This window comes from Psychrobacter sp. Sarcosine-3u-12 (genome assembly GCF_002836005.1).
In the GTDB taxonomy this organism is placed as follows: domain Bacteria; phylum Pseudomonadota; class Gammaproteobacteria; order Pseudomonadales; family Moraxellaceae; genus Psychrobacter; species Psychrobacter okhotskensis.
On the sequence record NZ_PJBY01000110.1, the window covers coordinates 262955 to 286060 of the forward strand.

18 protein-coding genes are annotated in these 23106 nt (G+C 39.9%); 11 read left to right on the top strand and 7 right to left on the bottom strand.

Annotated elements, in window-relative coordinates; translation table 11 throughout:
* Positions 1-116: 116 nt before the first annotated feature.
* The 3 genes from CXF65_RS14590 to CXF65_RS14600 all read right to left on the bottom strand — a co-directional run bounded on the left by CXF65_RS14590 (position 117) and on the right by CXF65_RS14600 (position 3887).
* Positions 117-1319 carry a 3-oxoadipyl-CoA thiolase gene (locus CXF65_RS14590; RefSeq protein WP_101212826.1) on the bottom strand — a complete coding sequence of 401 codons (1203 nt, stop codon included), beginning with the start codon at positions 1317-1319 and terminating at the stop codon, positions 117-119.
* Positions 1320-1409: 90 nt separating this feature from the next.
* Positions 1410-3008 (bottom strand): 3-hydroxyacyl-CoA dehydrogenase, encoded by a 1599-nt coding sequence (locus CXF65_RS14595; RefSeq protein WP_101212888.1) that lies wholly within the window; start codon positions 3006-3008, stop codon positions 1410-1412.
* Positions 3009-3110: 102 nt separating this feature from the next.
* Positions 3111-3887: an enoyl-CoA hydratase gene (locus CXF65_RS14600; RefSeq protein ID WP_101212828.1), complete on the bottom strand. Its 777-nt coding sequence runs from the start codon at positions 3885-3887 to the stop codon at positions 3111-3113.
* A 548-nt stretch (positions 3888-4435) separates the two neighbouring features.
* Between CXF65_RS14600 and CXF65_RS14605 the strand changes: the two genes are divergently transcribed.
* From CXF65_RS14605 to CXF65_RS14635, 6 genes are all read left to right on the top strand, one after another.
* Complete coding sequence (locus CXF65_RS14605) at positions 4436-4876, top strand: transposase family protein (RefSeq protein WP_101212830.1); 441 nt, start codon at positions 4436-4438, stop codon at positions 4874-4876.
* A complete protein-coding gene (locus CXF65_RS14610; protein ID WP_101212832.1) occupies positions 4873-5115 on the top strand; it encodes a transposase in 243 nt (80 codons plus the stop codon). The genes CXF65_RS14605 and CXF65_RS14610 overlap by 4 nt, the downstream gene beginning before the upstream one ends.
* Before the next feature lie 1012 nt (positions 5116-6127).
* Entirely contained in the window at positions 6128-7306 is a 1179-nt protein-coding gene (locus tag CXF65_RS14620; protein ID WP_025650692.1) for a tyrosine-type recombinase/integrase, read from the top strand.
* A 44-nt stretch (positions 7307-7350) separates the two neighbouring features.
* Positions 7351-8346, top strand: a complete 996-nt coding sequence (locus tag CXF65_RS14625; RefSeq protein ID WP_143007416.1) for a hypothetical protein — start codon at positions 7351-7353, stop codon at positions 8344-8346.
* Positions 8347-8535: 189 nt separating this feature from the next.
* Complete coding sequence (locus CXF65_RS14630) at positions 8536-8721, top strand: helix-turn-helix transcriptional regulator (protein WP_227502338.1); 186 nt, start codon at positions 8536-8538, stop codon at positions 8719-8721.
* 2 nt (positions 8722-8723) lie between these two features.
* Positions 8724-10151, top strand: a complete 1428-nt coding sequence (locus CXF65_RS14635; RefSeq protein WP_025650695.1) for a DUF3631 domain-containing protein — start codon at positions 8724-8726, stop codon at positions 10149-10151.
* Between the two features lie 305 nt (positions 10152-10456).
* Here CXF65_RS14635 and CXF65_RS14640 read toward each other — a convergent pair whose 3' ends face one another.
* The 4 genes from CXF65_RS14640 to CXF65_RS14650 all read right to left on the bottom strand — a co-directional run bounded on the left by CXF65_RS14640 (position 10457) and on the right by CXF65_RS14650 (position 13252).
* A complete protein-coding gene (locus tag CXF65_RS14640; RefSeq protein WP_025650696.1) occupies positions 10457-10930 on the bottom strand; it encodes a hypothetical protein in 474 nt (157 codons plus the stop codon).
* A 297-nt stretch (positions 10931-11227) separates the two neighbouring features.
* Positions 11228-12316, bottom strand: a complete 1089-nt coding sequence (locus CXF65_RS14645; RefSeq protein WP_025650697.1) for a helix-turn-helix transcriptional regulator — start codon at positions 12314-12316, stop codon at positions 11228-11230.
* Positions 12317-12383: 67 nt separating this feature from the next.
* Positions 12384-12572 carry a hypothetical protein gene (locus CXF65_RS15155; RefSeq protein WP_227502337.1) on the bottom strand — a complete coding sequence of 63 codons (189 nt, stop codon included), beginning with the start codon at positions 12570-12572 and terminating at the stop codon, positions 12384-12386.
* Positions 12521-13252, bottom strand: coding sequence for a protein phosphatase 2C domain-containing protein (locus CXF65_RS14650; protein ID WP_025650698.1), 732 nt, complete (start codon positions 13250-13252; stop codon positions 12521-12523). The genes CXF65_RS15155 and CXF65_RS14650 overlap by 52 nt, the downstream gene beginning before the upstream one ends.
* A 468-nt stretch (positions 13253-13720) precedes the next feature.
* Between CXF65_RS14650 and CXF65_RS14655 the strand changes: the two genes are divergently transcribed.
* From CXF65_RS14655 to CXF65_RS14675, 5 genes are read left to right on the top strand one after another with little or no spacing between them, the layout of a single operon-like run.
* Positions 13721-15199: a type I restriction-modification system subunit M gene (locus CXF65_RS14655; protein WP_025650699.1), complete on the top strand. Its 1479-nt coding sequence runs from the start codon at positions 13721-13723 to the stop codon at positions 15197-15199.
* Complete coding sequence (locus CXF65_RS14660) at positions 15199-17070, top strand: DUF262 domain-containing protein (RefSeq protein WP_037024872.1); 1872 nt, start codon at positions 15199-15201, stop codon at positions 17068-17070. Before CXF65_RS14655 ends, CXF65_RS14660 begins: the two co-directional genes overlap by 1 nt.
* Positions 17067-18545, top strand: coding sequence for a type I restriction-modification system subunit M (locus tag CXF65_RS14665; RefSeq protein WP_101212834.1), 1479 nt, complete (start codon positions 17067-17069; stop codon positions 18543-18545). Before CXF65_RS14660 ends, CXF65_RS14665 begins: the two co-directional genes overlap by 4 nt.
* Positions 18538-19728 carry a restriction endonuclease subunit S gene (locus CXF65_RS14670; RefSeq protein WP_025650702.1) on the top strand — a complete coding sequence of 397 codons (1191 nt, stop codon included), beginning with the start codon at positions 18538-18540 and terminating at the stop codon, positions 19726-19728. The genes CXF65_RS14665 and CXF65_RS14670 overlap by 8 nt, the downstream gene beginning before the upstream one ends.
* Before the next feature lie 12 nt (positions 19729-19740).
* Positions 19741-22719, top strand: a complete 2979-nt coding sequence (locus tag CXF65_RS14675) for a type I restriction endonuclease subunit R (protein WP_025650703.1) — start codon at positions 19741-19743, stop codon at positions 22717-22719.
* The last annotated feature ends 387 nt before the right edge of the window (positions 22720-23106 follow it).

Genomic DNA, 23106 nt, shown 5'->3' on the forward strand with positions numbered 1-23106 from the left:
AGCTTGCTTGGGTTTTATATTGTCTTTACTATATTGGTCTTCACCATACTGCGTATCATCGAGCCAAATAATTTTCTCAATAGAAGGGGCGTCTTTTCTGGTTTATATTTATTGGTTTACACTCGCTCTATCACCATGGCAAGCCCTTGCCCAATACCAATGCATAAACTGACCACCGCGTATTTTTCGCCCGTACGCTGTAGCTCGCGCGCCGTGCTCAGCGCCAGTCTTGCGCCTGATGCACCAAGCGGATGTCCAACGGCGATCGCCCCGCCATTGGGGTTGACACGCTTATCATCAAAGTCAATATCCAAACCTTTTAAACAGCCGAGTACTTGCGAGGCAAAGGCTTCATTAATTTCAATAATGGACATATCATCAAGAGTCAGATTGGCACGTTTCAATGCCAGCTTAATAGCCTCAACAGGGCCTACGCCCATAATATTTGGCTCAACACCCATGGCACCAGAGGACAGAATCTTGGCAATAGGTTTAAAGCCTAATTTTGCTTCTGCTTGCTTTGAGCCTATAATGAGAGCCGCTGCGCCATCGTTGATACCAGACGCATTACCTGCCGTGACTACCCCATTTTCATTCAAAGGTTTAAGTTTTTGTAGCGCTTCGACCGTGGAGCTGGCACGAGGATGCTCATCATCCAATATCGTCTTTTCTGGTAATTTTTTACCTTGCGATACCATAATTGGCGTTATTTCATCGTCAAAGAATCCCGCTTGTTTGGCTACTTGATACTTAGCTTGCGAATCGGCTGCAAACTTATCAGACTGTTCGCGAGTAATACCGTATTTGCGAGCGACATTGTCACCCGTTTGCGGCATGCTATCGCTGCCAAACTCTTTAGTTAAAAGAGGATTGGGGAACCGGCTGCCCATCGTGGAATCAAATACTTTAAACTCACGACTAAAGGGCTGCTCGGTTTTAGCAAAAACAAAGGGCGCGCGGGTCATTGACTCAACGCCACCTGCTAGAAATATCTCCCCCTCATTACAAGTAATGCTACGAGCGGCATCAATGATTGAAGATAATCCTGAGGCACACAGACGATTGACGGTTTGACCGGGCGTTGTGACATCCAACCCTGCTAGCAATGCGGCATTACGGGCGATGTTGCGTGAGTCCTCGCCCGCTTGATTGGTATTACCGATCAGCACTTCGTCAAAGATATCGTTCGGTAATTGGTGCTTTTCGACCAAAGCTTTCATTACTGTCGCAATCATGTCATCAGGACGTACGGTGGCTAGTGCGCCTCCATGGCGACCAAAAGGGCTTCTTAAGCCATCATAAATATAAGCATCTAACATAACTGTTCCTTGTTGTGTTCTCAGAGTTTGTTTTATTAAAATATAGGGTTTAGTAGCTGTACTTGGGCGTGCTAAGTCATTAGTAAATCATTAGCCTGAATACTTGCTCTGCTGAGTAAATAGCGAGATATCCAGCTTGGCGCGGCGTTGCAACCATGGGCTTGGGCGATAACGCGGATCACCGGTTAACCCATAAATGCGCTCTAGAATTAGTAAAATGCGCTTAGCACCAAGCTCATTCCCCCAAGAGATAGGGCCATACGGATAACCCAAGCCAAGCTTGACGGCATTATCGATATCTTCAGGAGACGCAATGCCTTGCATCGCAATATCACAGCCTAAATTAATCACCATCGCCACGACGCGCTGCGCCACAAAGCCCGTGCTTTCGGTAATTAACGTGGCATCGACAGCAGCATTTGAGCCTTCATCCGAGCTTTTACCGAGCTTATTATTTCTACCAAATAAAGCATAAGCTTGGGCCACAAAGTTATCTTGGGTGACGATACTTGGCATCAAAGTGCGATGCTTGGATAAGTCAGTCAGCATATCAATGGCGACGGCTTGCTTAGAATTGACCTGATAGCGAATAGCAGCATTAGTGGTATCCTCGCCATAGATGGCAAGTAATACCAAACTGTCTGGTTGTGGCGTGTCGTTATCGTCAATAGTGATGTCGCTAGCGTTCAGATAATCGACCAGCTGTTTTTTATCTTCTGCTAAATCCGCGCCAATCCAAACTGAAATGTTTGAGGTATCGGAATCTGTCTTATAAGGTGGTTGTTGATTCGTATTTGATGTCTCTTTTTGACCGTCTTGTTTTTTATTGTCTGTGTAGTGATAAAAGCCTTCGCCAACTTTACGACCAAGCTTTTTCCCAACCAGCATTTGACGGGTTAAGGGATGTGGACGATAGCGTGGTTCATGATAAAACTGGTTATAAACCGACTCCATGACTGGATGCGAGACATCGATACCCGTAAGATCAAGCAGCTCAAACGGCCCCATCCGAAAACCAACACCGTCACGTAAAATACGATCGATTTCCTCAAAATTGGTGACCCCTTCACCTAATATTTTTAAGGCTTCAGTGCCATAAGCTCTGCCACCATGATTGACAATAAACCCGGGAGTGTCTTTTGCTACTACTCCCAAATGTCCCATGCGTTTGGCTAAAGCCATCAACACGTCTACCGCTGAAGATTGGGTGGAAATTCCAGGAATAACCTCAACAATTTTCATCAGTGCTACTGGATTGAAAAAATGAAATCCTATTACTCGTTCTGGGTGCTCACAATCAGAGGCAATCGCTGTCACTGATAAAGAAGAAGTGTTGGTTGCCAAAATCGTATCAGCAGCGACGATGCTTTCTAGCTGGCCAAAAAGCTGTTGTTTGATCTCTAAATTTTCGATAATCGCTTCAATGACTAGATCTGCCTCGGCAATTAGCGGCAACTCATTAATTACTGTCAGATTTGCCAAGATAGAGTGCAGCTGCTCATCGGTAAATTTACCTTTGGCCGTTAGTTTTTTGAGGGTGGTTTCAAGTGATTGACGGCCTTGCTCAGCAGCGCCTGCTTTGGCATCAAACAAGAGCACTTGAATGCCAGCTTGCGCTGCGATTTGGGCAATACCCATGCCCATGATACCTGTGCCAATAATGGCCAATGATTTAACAGTCATAATAATCCTTTGCATTCCATTGACGGTGATCTTGTACAAGCTATCTCGGTTTTTTAGTTTAGAGGATGAGCTTATACCTATGTACTGTCGCCTTTAATACTTCCCGTATTACTGCCCTTTATATTCAGCAGTGCGTTTTTCTAAAAAAGCTTTTGCGCCTTCTTTTTGATCCTCAGTATCAAACAAAATCTGAAAGGCTTTACGCTCTAGAGCTAAGGCGGCTTGTAGCGGCATGTCTATTCCAAGATTGGCGACTTCTTTGATTTGGGTCAAGGCAATAGGCGAGTAACCTGCTAATTGTTCAGCAATCTCGATGGCACGTTTGATAGTTGCCTCATCTTCAACGACTTCAGAGACCAGTCCCATTTGATCCGCCTCATCAGCGCTTATCATGTCGCCTGTCAAAACCAGCTTCATGGCTTTGTGTTTACCAATGGTGCGAAACAGTCTCTGCGTGCCCCCTGCTCCCGGCATCAGACCTATTTTAATCTCTGGTTGCCCAAACTTGGCAGACTTGCCAGCGACAATGATGTCGGCATGCATCGCAAGCTCACAGCCGCCGCCAAGCGCATAGCCATTTACGGCCGCGATAATCGGCTTACGGCAATTGGTGATGGCGTCCCAATAGCGTTCGCTATGACGGACATACATATCAACTGTTTTTGCGGTCAAGAAATCATTGATATCAGCACCAGCTGCGAACACCTGATCACCACCTGTCAGCACGATAGCTCTAGTCTTTGGGTCATCGTTTAATTTGATAAAAATCTCTGCCATTTGTTCGCGCAGTTCAGCGTTTAAGGCATTACGAACATTAGGGCGATTAAGTGTTATCACACTAACGCCATTTTCTAACGTTTCACAAATAATGATTGGCTCTTCCATGATGCTGTCCTTTTAATAGTATTATTAAGTAAAATACTGTTACCCTTAAATAAAACATATTAGTAATTAATGACAATAAAATACTGCATAGCGATATTTATTAACAATATATACTGTTTATATGTATTTGTGAAGTATAAAATCTAGTTAGATGTATAAATTGGCAGGTAATTAGAACTATATTCTATTAAAGAATACTGCACTGGGGGTTTAAAATCTAAATACTATAGTTGTATTTAACAAACGCTCACTAGACTATTTTTCGAACTCATCGTAAAAACCTCATCCGTTAATATTAGGTCGTGTCATCAAATAGTAAAATCATCTTAGAACAAGCTAACCTTATTAGATCATATGCAAACCTATGAGAACGACCATAATGACAAGACGACATGCCCTACGTGATAACCAATGAGCGATGCTTAATAAACCGTATAAGTAAACTTGGTAAACTAAAGACTCGATGAGAGGTTCACCAAGACTAGACCTCTTGCAAAAGTAGCTACAAGACTCAAAGACTATAACTAAACCCTAATCATTCAATAAATATGCCGAACATAGCCAAACTACTTAACCAAAATGATGCAGGCTTTAAACACTACACCGGAATACACAAAGCCACTTTTGAGCAAATGCTAGACGCCATGCAAGAGCATGAAGTATCTAAGACCAAATCAGGCCGTCCAAGTGAGCTTAGTTTAGAAGCTCAAATATTGCTGGCACTGACCTATTGGCGAGAGTATCGAACCCTTTATCATATTGGTATGGACTTTAATATCCATGAGTCCTCTGCCAGTCGAATTGTCAGAAAAGTAGAAAACGTTCTTATCCACTCAGGAAGATTTGACTTGCCACGAAAACTACCACACGGTAAGCCTGAGGATATTAATTGGTCAGCAGTCATCATGGATGCCACTGAAACACCCATTGAGCGTCCAAAAAAAACCAAAGCGAGTACTACAGCGGAAAAAAGAAACAACACACTTTGAAAGCGCAGATCATCATACATTGGCAAACGGGTCTTATACTTGATGTGCAAACCTGTAGTGGCTCAGTACATGATTTTAATCTTTACAAACAAACTTGTCCTGATTGGCTACCTAAGAATACCAGCTACTTAGCAGATAGTGGTTACCAAGGCATAGCCAAGCTACATAACCAAACCTTTATCACTTTTAAGAAACCAAAAGATGGTGAGTTATTATCGCTTTGCAAACAGGCCAATTAGTACTTAGCAAAATGTCGTATTCTGGTTGAGCATAAAATAGGTCTGATTAAGCTATTCAAAATTGTGGCTCAACGTTATCGTAATCGTCGCAAGCATTATGGCTTAAGAATGAAACTGTTCGCAGGTATGGTAAATTTCGAACTTGAACTATGACTTTTGCAAGAGGTTTACTAAGAAAAAGAAAAGCTATAGCATAAGATCCAAAGCAGAATCGGTTAAAAAAATTGTAGACAAAAATGGTAACTTTAGTGCAACTACTAGACAGTTAGGAATTCATACCCGTGACCCTCGATAAATTATTATTTAAATTAGTGGTTGAGCTCCGTTTTAGCAAAAAAAAGAAAAGGCTTTGTGTATGTGATTTTTATGACACAATTCTAAAGTTACAGACGTTATGCATCCTGCCTTTGGATCTATAGTTTAATTGCTGACTAGGAGGAATAATAACCGCCACTTGCTTCAATCATCACGCTAACCATTTGCTCTTTAAACTGGGCGGTTAAGTGTAGACTAGCTTTAACTTAAACTATAGAGAAAAAATCCTAATGAGTGGCTGACTTTTTTACTACTTTGAATGAAAGACTTGTCCTTTATTGTTAAACCTAGAAAGATAGATTCTATGACTGATAGAATCTTTAACTATTTAAGCCATTAATTCTTTGATACTATTTTGATACTCTAAATTTATTGATAGGCATATCTACTTGTTGATAGGTATATTTATTTTTCAACCTAACCCCTTAATACAATAGGCTTCCAGCCAATACTTATATCTACTTATCGCCATCCATTGTGTATTGTTGTTGTAAAAACAAGGACTCATAATCCTTTGGTCGTAGGTTCAAGTCCTACTGGGCCCACCATATTTTAAATCAGGCTTGTTCGCAGCGATGCGGCAAGCCTTTTTTTATGGGGATTTTAGAAGTTTCGGAATATATAGGTATATGGCGAACTATATAGAATATTGGTATATTTGTTGGTATAGATTATACCAACACGGAGATATACCAACATGCCATTAACTCATACTATTATCAATAAATTAGCTCCAAGCGAAAAATGCACCCCCAGCCGGCCTGATAAGCACAGTGACGGTGATGGTCTACAGCTGTGGGTAAGACATACAGGTAATAAGGTTTGGGTCAGCGCTTATCGCTGGCAAGGTAAACAGCAGTCACTCACTTTAGGTAAATACCCAATAATCACATTACAACAAGCACGACAGCGTAACCTAGAAATAAAGCAGCTTATTAGTGAAGGTATTAACCCAAAAGACAAGAAAAAAGAAAAGCGCGCTGAGCAAGATGGCTCGAGGCTTTTTGATAGTATTGCACAGACTTGGTATGCAGACCGTAAAACCTTTTTAGCGCCAAGTACATTTAGTCGCAACTATTCAGCTTACACACGTGACGTTAAACCAGTTATCGGTCATAAACTAATCGACGACATTACATCGCCTGATATTTTGACGATTGGTAAAAGTATCGAGGCACGCGGCGCTAATGAAATGGCTCGCCGCATAATGGCAGAAGTAGGACAGATATTTAAGCATGCTATTCGTATAGGTGTGGCTACCTCAAACCCAGCAGCAGATTTATCAGCGGCCATTAAACCGCATAAAACTAAAAATCATAGTCGCATTACTTCGAAAGAGTTGCCAAAACTCTTACAAGATATCAATGACTACACTGGGCATATCACAGTCAAATTAGGCTTATGGTTTCTATGCTACACATTCGTACGTACCAATGAGCTTAGGTTCATGGAATGGTCAGAGATAGCTTGGAACGATAAAATTTGGCGTATACCTGCAGACAAAATGAAGATGGATAGACCTCACATTGTGCCTCTTGCACCACAGGTCATAGATATATTAAAACAAATTAAAGAGCTGAATTTTTCAGAGCAGTATGTATTCTACAACCCTTCAACTCGCAAACCTTACAGCCAAAATGCTTTTATTAACGCTTTATATCAAATGGGCTATAAATATAAAATGACGGGACATGGATTCCGAGGACTGGCGAGCACTATACTTCATGAACAAGGCTTTATGCATGAAGCCATTGAGTTACAACTTGCCCATGAGCAAGAAAATAAAATTAGTAAAGCCTATAACGGCGCTCAGCATTTAGATTACCGTCAAAAGATGATGGATGAATGGGCGGATTATGTAAGCTCTTTAAAATAAGGGGTGTAATGTTTGTATGCCCAACAAAACCTCAGGTCTTTAAAATGACAAATACAGGTAAAAATATGAATTATAATAAAGAGTTATTTTATACTTTAGACGAAGTAAGGGAATTACTTCTCAAAACAGAAGACCGCTCATATAGTAAAGACGAAAGTATTGTACGTTTGATCCACACTGATCGTCTAACACCATATATAAGCTATAGCGGTCCAGTCGATATTGTAACAGAGGCAGAAGATGTTCCAGAAAAAAGTATAAAAGAAATCACAGATAGCTTATATCACACTATCAGCACTCAAATGTGCAACCTGGAAATTGGAGAAACAATCCACCCTCATGACTATGATTCAAGTACAAGTCTGAGAAACACAAAGCGCTTTATTGAAAAACTTTTATTCAGTTTAAATGCTAAGCGAGCTACAAAGAATCTCGGAGTATCTATACTAGTTGAAGGGGTCTTCAGATTGCTACCTTTAAGTGTCACATATCTAGGAGGCAATTTAGAGGTCAGTCTAGGACCCAAAATGTTTATACCTGAAAAAATTGAGGCTGATTTTGGTGATAAAGATCTCAATAATGATGAAATCAAAAATATTTTAGGTTATACCTTATCGCCTATTAATAAAGATGATTATGAACTTATATTCTTAAAAAATGACTTACAGTACATTATAACAGTTATTGAAAGTAGTCATGAACTTCCAAAATTGAGAAATAGTTTATCTGATACAAACAGAATAATTAGTCAAAAAAACAAAGAAATAGAAATACTTAGAAAAAAACTTGATAAATCTCAGTCTCAACAGACAAAAAATGATGTCAAAGATAGTGCCTACTCATTAATATTAGTTCTTAAAGATTTGTTACTAAATCCTGATATCTCTGCATATCATTTTAAAAGTGAAAGCCCTAAAAGCACAGGTAAGCCAACTCAATCTGGTTTAATTCAACATATTGTAGATGAAAATATTCCGAAACTTGGTCAAAGAAATATTGAAGACATTTTTGCTGATGCAAATGAGCGTTATAAACGCTAACATTAGCAACTTGCGATTTAGTGATCGCAAATTGCGATGACATTCTTATCTTATTTTACTATATTCCATACGTACCGCAGCATGTCGCTGCAGTACACATGGAGAAATAAAATGACCGATCAATATAACGATAATGACTGTAACGCGTCACTAAAAAATGAGTCAATTAGTACGCTACCGATCCAGGGCATGTCACGAGCAAAAACTATCCTTCCTTTTTTACCATTTTCGAGAACGACTTTACACCAGTGGAGTCGTGATGGTAGGTTTCCTGCCAGCATAAGACTGTCTCCAACCGTAGTGGCCTGGCGAAACTCTGAGGTTCTAGAATGGATTGAGAGCCATTCTACGTTTTCTAATGATAAGGAGGCATAGTCATGAGTAAAAACAACAAGGTTACACCTCCTGAGGCAATTGATGAGCAATCAGTTGACCCAATAAAAAAGCTGAGCATCCTGCCAGATGCTCAGCCTTCGAAGAGTACTAAAGATGACATTGACCAGCCATCATTAGATATTTTATCACAAAATGTGCCGAAAATTAGCTCAGAGGAAGCAAAAGCTATTATTAACAATATAGCTAAATTACCAGAGCTAGATTATCAGCTAGCACGAATTGATACTGCTAAGTTTTTAAATGTAACATTAAACGCATTTGATAAATTGGTCAAGAATGTAAAAAATGAGCTAGATGAAAACACTCAAAGTTTAGTCGTTGATACTAAGCCAAGCTCAGAACCAGTATTAGATATTGCTTTAATAGTTAGTCTAATATATCAGATACTAGAGGATCACATCGCTTGCACTGATGCAGTTAAAGTTTCTGCTACGTTATGGATATTAATGACATGGCTCGTACCAGCAAGTGATGTGTTGCCGATAGCTTGGATCAATGCTCCAGAAAAACGCTGCGGTAAAAGTACGCTATTAACATTAATGAGCCTTTTGAGCAAAAAGTCGCTGTCAACATCTAATATCACAAAATCAGCTTTGTATCGTTGCATTGAAGCTTATACACCAACGTTATTTATTGATGAAGTTGATACTTTCATTAATGATGATAAAGAAATGCGGGGCATACTAAATGCAGGGCACAGTCTTGAGCATTCTAAGGTTTTACGCTGTGTTGGAGATGATAATAAGCCAGTAGCGTTTAATGCATATGGTGCTAAAGCAATCTCAGGTATTGGCAAAATCCCTGGCACATTAATAGATCGATCAATATCTCTAACTCTGCGTCGTAAAATGAAAAATGAGTCAAAAAAACGGCTTCGTGAATTACCTATAGACGTCACTAAAACTATCCAGTCTCAGCTTGCAAGATGGTCTGATGATAATATGTTAGCGGTAAAAGCAGCAAAGCCAGTGTTACCTCCTCATATCAATGATCGTGCACAAGATAACTGGGAAATACTTCTAAAAATTGCACTAGTACTTGGTGATGACTGGCTAGAGCAGGCTTATAAAGCTTGTATTGAAATATCGGGTTTAGAAAGTGAAGAACCAAGTTTAAATGAGCAGCTATTAGCTGATATTCAAACCGTTTTTAATCTACATGGGACAGACAGACTTTTGAGTAAGAATTTGCTGGCAGGATTATGTAGAGACCCAGAGATGATCTGGTCGACTTTAAATCATGGTAAACCTATCACCCTACGGCAAATAGCTAAACGATTGAGTGGATTCAAAATTTCATCTAAAGATATGAGGACGCGTGACCTACGCGGTAACGAAGCGCGAGGTAAAGGTTACGATGTTAGAGACTTTGAGGATGCCTTTTCACGTTATCTATCACATTTACTATAGATTTTAGAGCATATACGAGAGACTGAAATCTGTTTGATACAGGTTTCGGTTCTTTTATTTTATTTAATCCAATTGTTTAGCACTGATAATCCATCCGGAAAATCAGAACACTTCTAGATACAGATTAACTGCTAAAATCCTTATCGAATTATTAGTTTAACAAGTTTATTTACCTTTATGGTGTTTTTCAGCATAGCTCATAACGCTTATATCTAAACCTTTACCTAACTCTGAGCATAAATTACTCTTAAACGGAAAGAATCAGGCTCATCAGCAATACTTGAACAGTGGTATATAAATGCATTCTAATTATTTAGTAGAGTCTCAATAGCATCTGATATATAAGCTACATCCCCCAATGACAGACTTTGACTCTTTACCATTCCAACAATCAAACCGTTAGTATTTCGATCTTCAATCAGTTGATAAATTGGCTTACCTGTCTTTGACATCATCATATTTGTTTCAGAGTCATCTATCTCGCCTACTTGAATTAACTTGAATGCATTCACACACTTAAATAGTCTTTTAACATCTGTTACATCTATACCGATAATAGTGCTTGAAGAATTTACATTAAGCAGTTCAACGACATCACTTACTTCATCTAGCTGAAACTTAATAACCGCCTCTATAATATCTAAGCTTTCATGGTCGTGGTCATCTGTTTGTAAACCTAATAAAACATCAACCTCTGCTTTCTCTTTCAGCTCAAGTAGCGCCTGCTCATCCCAGTCATCACTGATGATAAAACAGGCAATAATAAATGCAAAGAACATTAATATCACTTAATTGACGTTTTACCACTATTTTATCAATGCTACTTGGTGATGATTTACTCTCTCTAGTGAAGAACAACGCCAATACACTGGTTACTATCTTATTTCGTGCTTTGTGTGTATCAATTACTGTTTGTTAGTCTTGGTCTGCCCATGACAGAAGCTATCATATCAGAGCGTCTTGTGATAGCTCAGAGGTAACAAATTTGAATAAGTTAGCTGTGGTCATTCTGACTCCTTGATTACATTAGAAAAATATATCTGTTTTTTAGTACTTTTGGCAAAATGCTTGATCAACTATTTTGTATATAATTCCATCCCGCTTTCTAAACGCTTAAGAATAGCTTTTTTTAGCTCTAGCGGTTCAACCACTACTGCCAACTGCGACATACTTACTAGCCAATCTTGCAGACGCTGAGTATTCGCAACCGTTGCGTGCACTTCATTCCAAGTGTCATTGATAACCGTAATCGTTTGAGTAGATGATAACGGCCGCTCATATAAATGCTGGCAGGCATATTTTTGCACCTTTAGAACCAGTCCGATTTCTAAACAATTATTCAATTCCAACTTTCCTAGCTTACGTAGATTCTCAAGAGTTAAAGCATTGCGCTCTACCCAGTCCGGTACCGACTGCTCTGTTACTTCAGCTGCTTCAATACGATTAACCGCAAAATTACGGTGCGCCTTTAATAAGACATTATCATCGATATGATCGTCCGTTGGATCAAACCCAGTGAGGTACATCATATTGTCAATAAAAACGAGCCCTTTAGGATAGATTACTCTGACGGCAGGATTGTTACGCCATTTATTTTGATAGCTAATTTGAAGCTGCTTGTTTTGCAACAACGCGTGATGAATGCTAGCCAGCACGTCACTATCAAGCTTTGGTGCTTGTACGATACTAGGCAGAATAATGAGATGGTCTTTCCACTGCCCCAGACTACTTTGATTGAAGCTGTACTTGTCTTGGCGATCTAACTGGTTCAACTTATCGCTAATACTTTGCTTAAAGGGTGCTGGTAAGTAGTTGGCGGTATAGTTAGCAAGCATTTGCCAAAAGAATACCGTTTGCTCATTGATGATATCGATACTAAAACTTGGCTCAATATAAAACCGTGCGGTCTTGCCGCTGATATTCTGACTCCAAGCTGGCAACCTGATTAAAGCATCGCTATGGAAAATATCGGTAAATATTTGATTGAGACTTGTTAGGTCGTTCTCTAAGTTTTTGCGCTCGTTTGTGTAATGATCAGGGTTATCACCATAAACGTTCATTAGCTCTGTGAGCGATATTGCCTTGTCTTTACTACGTGGCAAACGCTGATAGAGCGCAAACAGACGGGTTGATTTGTTGTAGGTTGCTATTGGGTATGTAGACATATGAGCTACTCTATAGGTTATTGAATCTATCAAATTTTCATCTTAGAAATGAACTGTCATAAGACAATTATTCAAACCGTACCACAATGGCTGTACCGTTATCATAAGCATTGCCATCAGAGTCATAAACTTGCTGTCTAAGCGTCTGTAGCCACTCTTGTAAATCCGTTTGATTATCGATAAGCGCCCATTCATTACTTGGCACTAAGTCATGAATACCGTCAGTACAGACAACGAGACTATCGCCCGATTGCACGTGAAGGTCTGTTTTGTACTGTTAGGTGGCTCGCTGCTTGGGTCATCGCTATTCACTGCCAATGCAAAGCACTCAGTAATACTATACAAGCTTCCAGCCATACCTGTGCGATTGTACTCCGTAAACTCTACTTGGCGATCTTCATCTTTCGCTTGCTCATCTACCAGCTCATTCAATAGATTATGATCACGAGTTAAGCACTGCCATTCATTCTCATATTTACCTAGCTTATATACGCGGCTATCACCAACATGCCTGATGTTTATATTGATTGAATTGTCATCCTTTAATGTGCCGACAATCATGGCGAGGGTTGCTGCAGCGCCATAGCGTTTTTTTGCATGCTTTGTTTGACTCAGTTGTTGATACATACGATCTGAGGTCATGTTTTGGACGTTTGCTTGTTTGTCATCCCATAGCGCTTTAATTGCTTTGACCACTGCCTTTGAGCAGTGCTGTGACTGGTTAGAGCTGGCAACGCCGTCTGATACAGCAAGACAAAATGGCGCTTGTACTGATGTCACTGCCATCACCCCTAAATCCTCTTGATACCAATGGTCTAAAAAGAAAAATGCGTCTTGTTGGAGGTTGTTTCTAGCATTGCCTTTAAAGGTGATAGCGCAGGCGTGAGCTATCGCTCTAGTGTAAGGAGCGTATTCATCAATTAAAGCCGCTGTCATATTCATTCGCTTACTATTTATTATCATTAAGACAAGTATAGTAGACTGCCTAGTGATTTATTTTCTAGGTTATGTACTATTCTAAATTCAATTGTTTGTCTCAATATAATGGTGATTAATTGTTAAGCGGGTTATTTTGTAAGGACTATGAATGTATTTTATATAAAATATACTGACTTCTATCAGTACATACAGATTAGGCGAACTCTACTGCTTAGGTGTTAATATCATCATTTTTTGGGGTGTGCTATTATTAGCTTTAGTAGAACAAAGAACGGTGTGTTTAGCATAACCGAGCACAAAAAAGCGCTGCTAAGTCATTTCTGATTTGACTTAGCAGCGCTTTTAAGGTTTTACGAAATACTCAGGTGGTATGTGTGCTATTGGGGTTTGATAAAACTCTGGGTACGATATAACCACCAGACCACTACATTTTATCCATACCTGCTTTATTGAGAGAATCTATTAATGAGTGAAGTCTTATCACTGTCCCAGTTAGAGCAATACCTTTCAAAAGCTGCTTGGATCCTAAAAGGTCCCGTCGATGCTTCAGATTTCAAGGTGTATATTTTCCCCCTCTTATTTTTCAAGCGTATCTCCGACGTTTATGACGAAGAATACAAACAGGCACTAGAAGAGTCTGACGGTGATATCGAATACGCATCTATGCCAGAAATGCACCGATTTGAAATACCACAAGGCTGTCACTGGAATGATGTGCGCGAAACGACCACTAATGTAGGCCAAGCCATTGAACAGGCGCTACGCGGCATTGAGCAAGCTAACCAAGGCTTTTTATACGGTATCTTTGGTGATGCTCAGTGGAGTAATAAGAATAAGCTGCCAGATAAGCTATTGATTGATCTGATTGAGCATTTCTCACAGTATCGTTTAGGCCATGAAAATGCTAATCCAGATATGTTAGGTAACGCCTACGAATATCTAATCAAGCACTTTGCTGACCTAACCAATAAAAAAGCAGGTGAGTTTTACACGCCGCGATCAGTAGTGCATTTGCTAGGACTTATTCTTGATCCGCACGAAGGTGAATCTGTCTATGACCCTGCATGTGGGACCGGAGGTATGCTATTAGAGTGTGTCGATAACCTGAAACATAACGGCGAAGACTTTCGTACGCTTAAACTCTATGGCCAAGAAAGAAATCTGACATCCAGTGCTATTGCACGTATGAATATGTTTTTACACGGCATAGAAGATTTTGAAATCCTGCGTGGTGATACCTTACGCGAGCCTGCCTTTTTCCAAGCCGATGGTTTAAAAACCTTTGATTGTGTCATAGCTAATCCGCCGTTCTCACTCAAAGATTGGGGCGCGGATAATTGGGCTAATGATCCCTATGGACGCAATATTGCTGGCGTGCCACCTAAAGGTAATGGCGACATGGCTTGGGTACAGCATATGGTTAAATCCATGAACAGTACAGGTCGTATGACCGTGGTATTGCCTCATGGTGCCCTATTTCGTAAAGGTGCTGAAGGTAAAATCCGTCAAGCATTACTAGAGCAGGGTATTTTAGAAGCCGTCATAGGTTTAGGTCCTAATGTATTCTACGGCACACAGTTAGCCGCATGTGTCATGGTCTTCAAACAAAACAAAGATGCCGATAAAAAAGGAAACGTTCTATTTATTGATGCCTCTGAACAAATACGTGTGGGCCGTGCACAAAACCACCTAGAACCAGAACACGTTCAGCAAATATATCAATGGTATAGCGATTACCAAGATGTCGAGAACTACGCTAAGGTAGCCAGTTTTGAAGACTTAAAAGAAAACGATTTCAATCTAAATATCCCACTCTACGTAGAGAAAATCATAGAAGACAACCTGCCCACTGTTGAAGAAGCTATGGCTGATTTAAAAGAAGCATGGCAAGCCAGCCTTGAAGCGGAAGAAAAGTTTAAAGCGATATTAAAGGAATTTTTATAATGAAGATGCCATCTAGCTCAGCAAAAGACAGACAGGTCTCTGTCTGGTTTCAAAAAATTCAAAGTGGTGAAATAAAACTACCTCGTTTTCAAAGACACCAAGCTTGGGATAAAAACAGAGTTTGCAGCCTGCTAGATACGGTTACCAAAAATCTACCGCTAGGCGTAACATTATTGCTTGATGTCGATAAAGAGCAGTTTGTATCAAGATATTTAGTTACTGCTCCGGAAACCCAAGGGCGTGTTACTGAGCACCTTCTAGATGGCCAGCAGCGTTTAACATCGCTGTGGCGAGCTTTGCACAATAACTATGAGGATATTAATTACTTTTTATACCTAAACGCTTACGATGAAAGCGTGCCCGAAAACGAAAAAACAGATGAGTCGGAAGTTTGGTATAAAGGTCGTTGGATAAATAAAAATGGTAACAGAATGCCGTTGTGGGTGGATGAGCCTAGTGAGTGCTTAAAACGTGGCCTAATACCCATGAACTTGTTTAGACCTGGTGATATTTCTGATGAAATTGAAGAGTGGATTGATTCTGCATTATCAAGTTCAGAACCAAGTATTGATGAAGAAGATTACAAAGCCCTATTAAAGCAATGGATGGGAAAACAAGAGAAGCTAAAAAACAAAATAAGGGACTTTAGAGAAGTCATTACGCACTTTAATCTTCCGTATCTTGCACTGCCTTCACAAACAAGCAAAGAAACCGCTTTACAAGTATTTATTAACATGAATACCAACAGCAAACCTTTATCACAGTACGATATTATTCGCGCAGAAATAGAAGGCGTTAAAGGCGTCTCTTTAGATGATTATCAAAATGAGTTAGACCAAAAATACCCAACAATTAAGCATTATTTTGAATTGCCATTTTTAATACTCGCTACCTCCGCATTAATACAAGGGAAGCTACCGAATCAGCGTGGCATGTGGGATATGAACAAAGAAGATATGGTCGATAACTGGGATAGGATGTCTCTAGGCCTGTCTAAAATGGCAACGTTTATGGAAAGCCAGGCTATTTATGACCGTGCTAGGTTACCCACCAATGCAGTATTAGCTGTGATTGCTGCATTATATGTTGATATACCTGAAAATTTAGACTCTAGAGGAAACTTTGAAATATTACTTAAAAAGTATCTTTGGTCTAGTTTCTTTACAGACCGTTATGAAAACGCTGCCGCCTCTCATGCATTTAACGACTTCATAATGCTTAGAAATATCATTACAGCAGTAACTAAAGCAGATGGCTCCCTCTATACTGAAAATGATGTTCAAGTTTTAAATCGTGATTTATATCCACTAGCAATTGATGATGAGTTAAAGCGGATTGGCTGGCCAAAACGCGAGAATATTCGCGGTCGAGGTATCATGGCTGTGTTTAGCAAACTAGGTGCTTACGATTTTGCTGATGGTTCGTCACTAACTAGACAACAACTTGTTGATGGCCGCAGACATTATCATCATGTGTTCCCTGATGCCTTATTAAAAGAAGTGGGAACGGAAAGTTACTTTGCACTGAACTGTGCACTAATTACCGATAAAACTAATTTAAATATCAGCAGTAAAGATCCACTCAGTTACCTGAAAGAACGTTATAACTGGACCAGCGAGGATATCGTCAATGCACGCCTGCAATCACATCTAATACCGTTGGATGAATTAAAGTGTGGGGACTACACTGGTTTATCTGGTGAAGAAAAAGCGGATAAGGTCAAAAATGACTTTGCTCAATTTATTGCTAAAAGAGCCGCTTATGTAGCGAATGCAATACACATTTTAGCTGAAGGTCGAGATATCAATGCCTCTGAAATTATTAGGGATGTTGAAGAACAAGCAAGTTTGATAGAGGAAGCATCAGTATGATGACCCAACAAGAACTAGAAAAGTACCTCTGGGGCGCAGCCACTACCTTACGCGGCACCATTGATGCTGGCGACTACAAGCAGTATATCTTTCCTTTACTATTCTTTAAGCGTATCTCTGACGTTTACGATGAAGAGTTTGAAAAAGCATTGGCTGAATCAGATGGCGATATGGAGTACGCCGCCTTTGCAGAAAACCACCATTTCCAAATTCCAGAAAGTGCGCGCTGGCAAGACGTTCGTGAAACTACGGTTAATATCGGTCAAGCACTGCAAGGCGCTATGCGTGCCATTGAACAAGCCAATCCTGACACCTTACAAGGTATTTTTGGTGATGCTAGCTGGACTAATAAAGATCGCCTATCCGACGCTATGCTTACTAACCTTATTGAGCATTACTCGCAGCACACGCTTAATTTAGCCAATGTACCTGACGATAAGCTAGGTAACGCTTATGAGTATCTGATTAAAGAGTTTGCTGATGATAGTGGCCATACGGCGGCTGAGTTTTATACCAACCGTACGGTAGTAAAGCTGATGACCATGATAATGGACCCACAGCCAGACGAATCTGTTTATGATCCAACTTGTGGTTCCGGTGGTTTATTGCTTAACTGTGCTCTGCATTTAAAAGATGAAGGCAAAGAATATCGTACCCTCAAATTATATGGCCAAGAAATTAACCTACTCACCTCAGCCATTGCCCGCATGAATATGTTTATGCATGGCATAGAAGAGTTTGAGATTGTACGTGGCGATACCTTGGCCAACCCAGGCTTAATAGAGAACGGTGAGCTAAAAAAGTTCAATGTAATATTGGCGAACCCGCCCTATTCGATTAAGTCATGGGACAGAAAATCTTTTGAGAATGATCCTTATGGTAGGAATCTATGGGGCACACCGCCGCAAGGCTGTGCAGACTATGCTTTTCAGCAGCATATTCAAAAAAGTTTGGACTTAAAGAACGGTCGGTCTGTGACTCTGTGGCCACATGGAGTATTGTTCCGAGATTTCGAAGCTAAAATACGTAAGGAAATGATTTCTGATGATGTAGTTGAATGTGTAATTAGTTTAGGTCCTAATCTTTTTTATAACTCATCTATGACTTCATGCTTATTAATAACCAATAATAATAAGACGCAAGATAGAAAAGGGAATGTACTTTTTATTCAAGCAGTTGATGAGGTGAGAAAGGAGAAAACAATAAGTTATTTAGATGAGCATCATATTAAGAAAATACATAGTGCTTATTTAAACTATGAAACTCTCTCTGGCTTTTCAAAGGTTATTAAAAACGAGGATATTTTAGCTGATAAAAACACCCGATTAAGTGTCCAGCTTTTCGTGGAAGATAAAGAGTCAGTAGGATTACGATTTGGTCAGGCTTTGTCTGATTGGGAAAATAAAGCTAGTGATTTGAAAGTATCCGTTAGTAAGCTGTTTGAAGCTCTCGATAAAGGCAATGAAAATGCTTAATAAAGTTATAAACCTAAAAATCGACAATATGAAATGGAATACTTTTCGCCTTGGCGAAATTGCTGAGGAAATTTCAGAGAGGGTTGATCACCCTTCAGAATCTGATTTAAAAAAATTCGTAGGTCTCCAGAACTTTATTTCGGGTGACTTGAATGTTAAAAACTTTGAATCAACTGAAAACTTAACTTCAGCAGCAAAATCTTTTAAAGCAGGCGATATCCTTTTCGCGAGAAGAAATGCTTATTTAAAACGAGCGTCCTTAGTAAACTTTGATGGAGTGTGTTCCGGTGATGCTTTTGTTTTACGTGAAAACCATGAATTAATAGAACCTGGATTTTTGGCATTTATAGTAAATTCTCCTGCTCTTTGGACCTATGCTAACTCTAATGCAGAAGGCACTATGTCAAAACGTGTCAAGTGGCGGGATTTAGCAGCTTTTGAGGTTAAACTTCCACCTATTGAAGAGCAAAAACGAATTAGTGATCTTTTATGGTCAAAAAACACAAATTTAGAAATGCTTGAAAGCTTGCTTAGTAAAGCTTTAGTAGCAAGAAAAGCATATTTTCAAGCTAAAATATCCTCTGACGAGTGCGTGAGAAATAAGTGGCATTCTGAAAAACTGAAAAACTTCGCTTCAATTGTAAGAGGCTCATCACCCCGACCTGCAGGAAGTCCGGAGCTCTTTAATGGAAGTTTTTTGCCTTGGGTTACTGTTGGGAGTCTCACAAAGAATACGTCACCGTTTTTACTTAAAGACCAGGTTAAATCATGCCTTACTGAAAAGGGAGCTCAGCAAACTCGAATAATACCACCTAATACAGTATTGCTTTCAAATAGTGGCTACTCACTGGGAGTACCCAGGATATTAACTTTCGAAGCAGGCGCTAATGACGGCGTAGCTGCATTTCTTGAACTTGAAGGTCTACAAAAGGAATACCTTTATTATTTTTTAGATTCGATTACAGATCACCTTAGAAACCGCATCGCCGCAGGGGCCGATCAACCTAATCTAAACACTACTAGAATAGGTAACTTGGAAATTCCAGTACTACCGATTTATATACAAGAAGAAATTGTAAGAGAAATGCTATCTTTTGATGAAACAATAAATTCAATAATTGTTTCTTTGAAATCTGGAAGAGAAGTGTTAATCGAGATGTTAAAACATATTTTTTCTAAGTAACGGACTACTAGAATGGCTTTTAATGAATTAAACAGCGTAGAGCACTACATCATCAATCAAATGAGTGGCCTTAATTTAAATGCTTCTCATGAGAGCAACCAGGTTAATGAGCCTCGCAGTCAGTATAGTGCCCAGTGGCAATTCCAATCCGCCGAGCAGCTTGGTCGTAGTGTTAATGAGGTGTTGATTGAGTCGCAAGTAAAAGCGGCACTATTGCGCTTAAACCCTGATATCCAAGCGAATCCTGCTTTGGCTGATGAAGTCATTCATGCTTTACGCGCTATTCTAATTTCGGTGAACCAAGTCGGTTTAGTCAAAGCCAACGAAGAGTTTTTCCAGTGGTTAACGGGCGAAAAGACCATGCCCTTTGGTAAGAATAATCACCATGTGTCTATTCGCCTAATCGACTTTGAAAACCTTGATAATAACCAATACGTCATTACCAACCAGTTTCGTATTCATTATAGAGAGACCAAAATACCCGATATCGTGATGATAATTAACGGTATTCCTGTCGTCGTCGGCGAAGCTAAAACCCCTATTCGCCCCTCTGTTAGCTGGCTAGACGGCGCGCATGAAATACACAATATTTATGAAAATGCTGTGCCACAGTTATTTGTACCTAATATCCTTTCCTTTGCTACTGAAGGCAAAGAGTTCTTTTATGGCTCTGTACGCTGTCCATTAGAATTTTGGGCACCTTGGCGTCTAAGTAATGATGACGATGCTATTGCTAGAAGCTTTGGTTTAGGTGGAGTGGCTAAAGAGTTAAAAGATCTACTTAACCCTGCACGCCTGCTCGATATCATGCGTAACTTCTCACTGTTCAGCAGTAATAAGAAAAAGCAGCGAATGAAAATAATACCGCGTTTTCAGCAGTATGAAGGCGCGAATAAAATCGTTGAGCGTGTCGTTGAAGGTAAAATCAAAAAAGGCTTAATCTGGCATTTTCAAGGCTCAGGTAAGTCCTTACTGATGGTGTTTGCCGCACAAAAACTGCGCCGTGAAGCAAAGCTAAAAAGCCCAACGGTTATTGTCCTAGTAGATAGAACCGACTTAGATACGCAGATAAGCGGCATCTTTAACGCTGCGGATATTGCTAACGTAGAAAGCACCGAAAGTATTAGAGAATTACAGCAAATGCTTGAGCGTGACACCCGCAAAATAATCGTTTCTACTATTCATAAGTTCCGTGATGCCAAACCTAATATGAATACCCGCGATAATATCATCGTGTTGGTAGATGAGGCCCACCGTACACAGGAAGGGGATTTAGGTCGTCAGATGCGCGCTGCATTACCTAATGCATTTCTATTTGGCTTAACCGGTACGCCCGTTAATAAAGCGGATAAGAATACGTTCTGGGCATTCGGTGCCGAGGAAGACCAAGGCGGCTATATGAGTCGCTATACCTTCCATGACTCCATTCGTGATGAAGCCACCCTACCCTTGCATTTTGAGCCACGCTTGGTTGATGTGCATATTGATAAAGAATCACTTGATAAAGCCTTTGCTGACTTTAAAGAAAGCCAAGCGTTAAGCGATGAAGACGCTGATGCTTTGAATAAGAAGTCAGCCAAAATGGCCGCCTTCTTAAAGTCGCCTGAGCGTATTACTAGAATAGCTGAAGACATTGCTATCCACTTTATGGAAAAAGTAGAGCCTCACGGCTTTAAAGCAATGATAGTAACGCCAGATCGTCATGCTTGCGTTCTATATAAAGAGGCACTGGATGAGCACTTTCCTGAAGCGGCCAGTAAAGTGATTATTTCTACTACCGCTAACGATGATTATGAGTTTAAGAAAAAATGGGGTATAGACAAGAGCCAACAAGAAAAAATTGTTGATGAATTTAATGACGCTAGCTCAGAGCTTAAATTTATTATCGTTACCGCAAAGCTTTTAACAGGTTTTGACGCGCCTATTTGTCAGACCATGTACTTAGATAAGTCCATGAAAGACCATACCTTGCTACAAGCGATTTGCCGAACCAACCGTCTATATCCAGGCAAGACTTTTGGCTGCATTGTTGATTACTTTGGTGTGTTTGATGATGCAGCAAAAGCGCTAGAGTTTGATGAGCTAGGTGCACAGCAAATCATTACTAACCTATCAGAGCTGCGCGAACAGCTCCCACAAGCCATGCACAATGCCTTGTCTCACTTTGAAAGCGTAGATAGAACCTTAGAAGGCTTTGAGGGCCTAGAAGCAGCACAGAACGCTATAGCCAATAATGAAAAGAAAGATGCTTTTGCGTTGGACTTTAAGTTTCTATTTAAGCTTTGGGAGTCGTTATCACCGGATTCAGTGTTAGATAACTATAACCAAGATTATAAATGGCTGGCTCAGGTGTATGAGTCGGTCAAGCCCGCCTCTGACAGTATCGGTAAATTGCTTTGGTTGACACTGGGTGCACAGACTACCAAATTGATCCATGACAACGTGCATGTGGGTAGTGTGCATGTCTTAGATGAATTTGTCATGGATGCAAATATCATCGAAGATATCTTCAATAATCCTAGTCCGAAAAAAGTAAAGCAACTAGAGAAAGCTTTAGTTGAGCGCTTTAAGGGTGCAGGCGACTTGCCTACTTTTAAGTCTCTAAGTGAACGCCTTGAGGCTTTACGAGATAAAGCTGAAAAAGGTTTAGTAGCTTCCATTGATTTTGTAAAAGAGCTTTGTAAAATTGCGAAAGAAACCGTTCAAGCAGAAAAAGAGCTAGAAATCGAGGTCCAAGAGAAATCACCTACATCGGCTTTGTCTGAACTATTTCTAGAACTGAAAACAGATCAAACACCAGCGGTGGTCGAACGCATTGTTGTTGATATTGATGCCATCGTGAGAATTGTGCGCTTTCCTGGCTGGCAAACCACTAGCGCTGGCGAGCGTGAGGTACAAAAATCCTTACGTAAAGCACTTTTGAAGTACAAGCTACACAAAGATCAAGAACTATTCGATCGAGCTTATGCTTATATTAAGGAGTATTATTAGATTCTTGAATGGTCATCGCAAATTAAATGTTAGGTTAGTTTAATGGATAGATATTTCTGCAAGTTTCAGTGTGTTAGAAACATACATTTTAGTATTTTTGAGAGCCTAACTAACTAGAGTTTAGTTACTAAAAATATAGCCAAGACCTCAACATGCAAAGTTTGTAGTTAACTTCTTAAATCTTATTTTTTATAAGGTAGTCGAGAAGATATTGGGATTTACGTACGTGACAACGTGAAAGCTATTAGCTACCTACCTTTTAACATATCGTAACCGGTGAAAGGTATTAAAAAGTCGCGGATAAAAATAGCTGTACGCCACACAGTGTATGCCTTGTCACGTTGTCACGCTAAAACCACCTATACTCCGCTACTGTGAATATATCAA

Excerpts from the sequence above, each read along its gene's own strand:
- CXF65_RS14590 (WP_101212826.1), bottom strand. The coding sequence starts at position 1,319 with ATGTTAGATGCTTATATTTATGATGGCTTAAGAAGCCCTTTTGGTCGC.
- CXF65_RS14600 (WP_101212828.1), bottom strand. The coding sequence starts at position 3,887 with ATGGAAGAGCCAATCATTATTTGTGAAACGTTAGAAAATGGCGTTAGT.
- CXF65_RS14605 (WP_101212830.1), top strand. The coding sequence starts at position 4,436 with ATGCCGAACATAGCCAAACTACTTAACCAAAATGATGCAGGCTTTAAA.
- CXF65_RS14620 (WP_025650692.1), top strand. The coding sequence starts at position 6,128 with ATGCCATTAACTCATACTATTATCAATAAATTAGCTCCAAGCGAAAAA.
- CXF65_RS14625 (WP_143007416.1), top strand. The coding sequence starts at position 7,351 with ATGACAAATACAGGTAAAAATATGAATTATAATAAAGAGTTATTTTAT.
- CXF65_RS14630 (WP_227502338.1), top strand. The coding sequence starts at position 8,536 with ATGTCACGAGCAAAAACTATCCTTCCTTTTTTACCATTTTCGAGAACG.
- CXF65_RS14635 (WP_025650695.1), top strand. The coding sequence starts at position 8,724 with ATGAGTAAAAACAACAAGGTTACACCTCCTGAGGCAATTGATGAGCAA.
- CXF65_RS14640 (WP_025650696.1), bottom strand. The coding sequence starts at position 10,930 with ATGTTCTTTGCATTTATTATTGCCTGTTTTATCATCAGTGATGACTGG.
- CXF65_RS14645 (WP_025650697.1), bottom strand. The coding sequence starts at position 12,316 with ATGTCTACATACCCAATAGCAACCTACAACAAATCAACCCGTCTGTTT.
- CXF65_RS14650 (WP_025650698.1), bottom strand. The coding sequence starts at position 13,252 with ATGACAGCGGCTTTAATTGATGAATACGCTCCTTACACTAGAGCGATA.
- CXF65_RS14655 (WP_025650699.1), top strand. The coding sequence starts at position 13,721 with ATGAGTGAAGTCTTATCACTGTCCCAGTTAGAGCAATACCTTTCAAAA.
- CXF65_RS14660 (WP_037024872.1), top strand. The coding sequence starts at position 15,199 with ATGAAGATGCCATCTAGCTCAGCAAAAGACAGACAGGTCTCTGTCTGG.
- CXF65_RS14665 (WP_101212834.1), top strand. The coding sequence starts at position 17,067 with ATGATGACCCAACAAGAACTAGAAAAGTACCTCTGGGGCGCAGCCACT.
- CXF65_RS14670 (WP_025650702.1), top strand. The coding sequence starts at position 18,538 with ATGCTTAATAAAGTTATAAACCTAAAAATCGACAATATGAAATGGAAT.
- CXF65_RS14675 (WP_025650703.1), top strand. The coding sequence starts at position 19,741 with ATGGCTTTTAATGAATTAAACAGCGTAGAGCACTACATCATCAATCAA.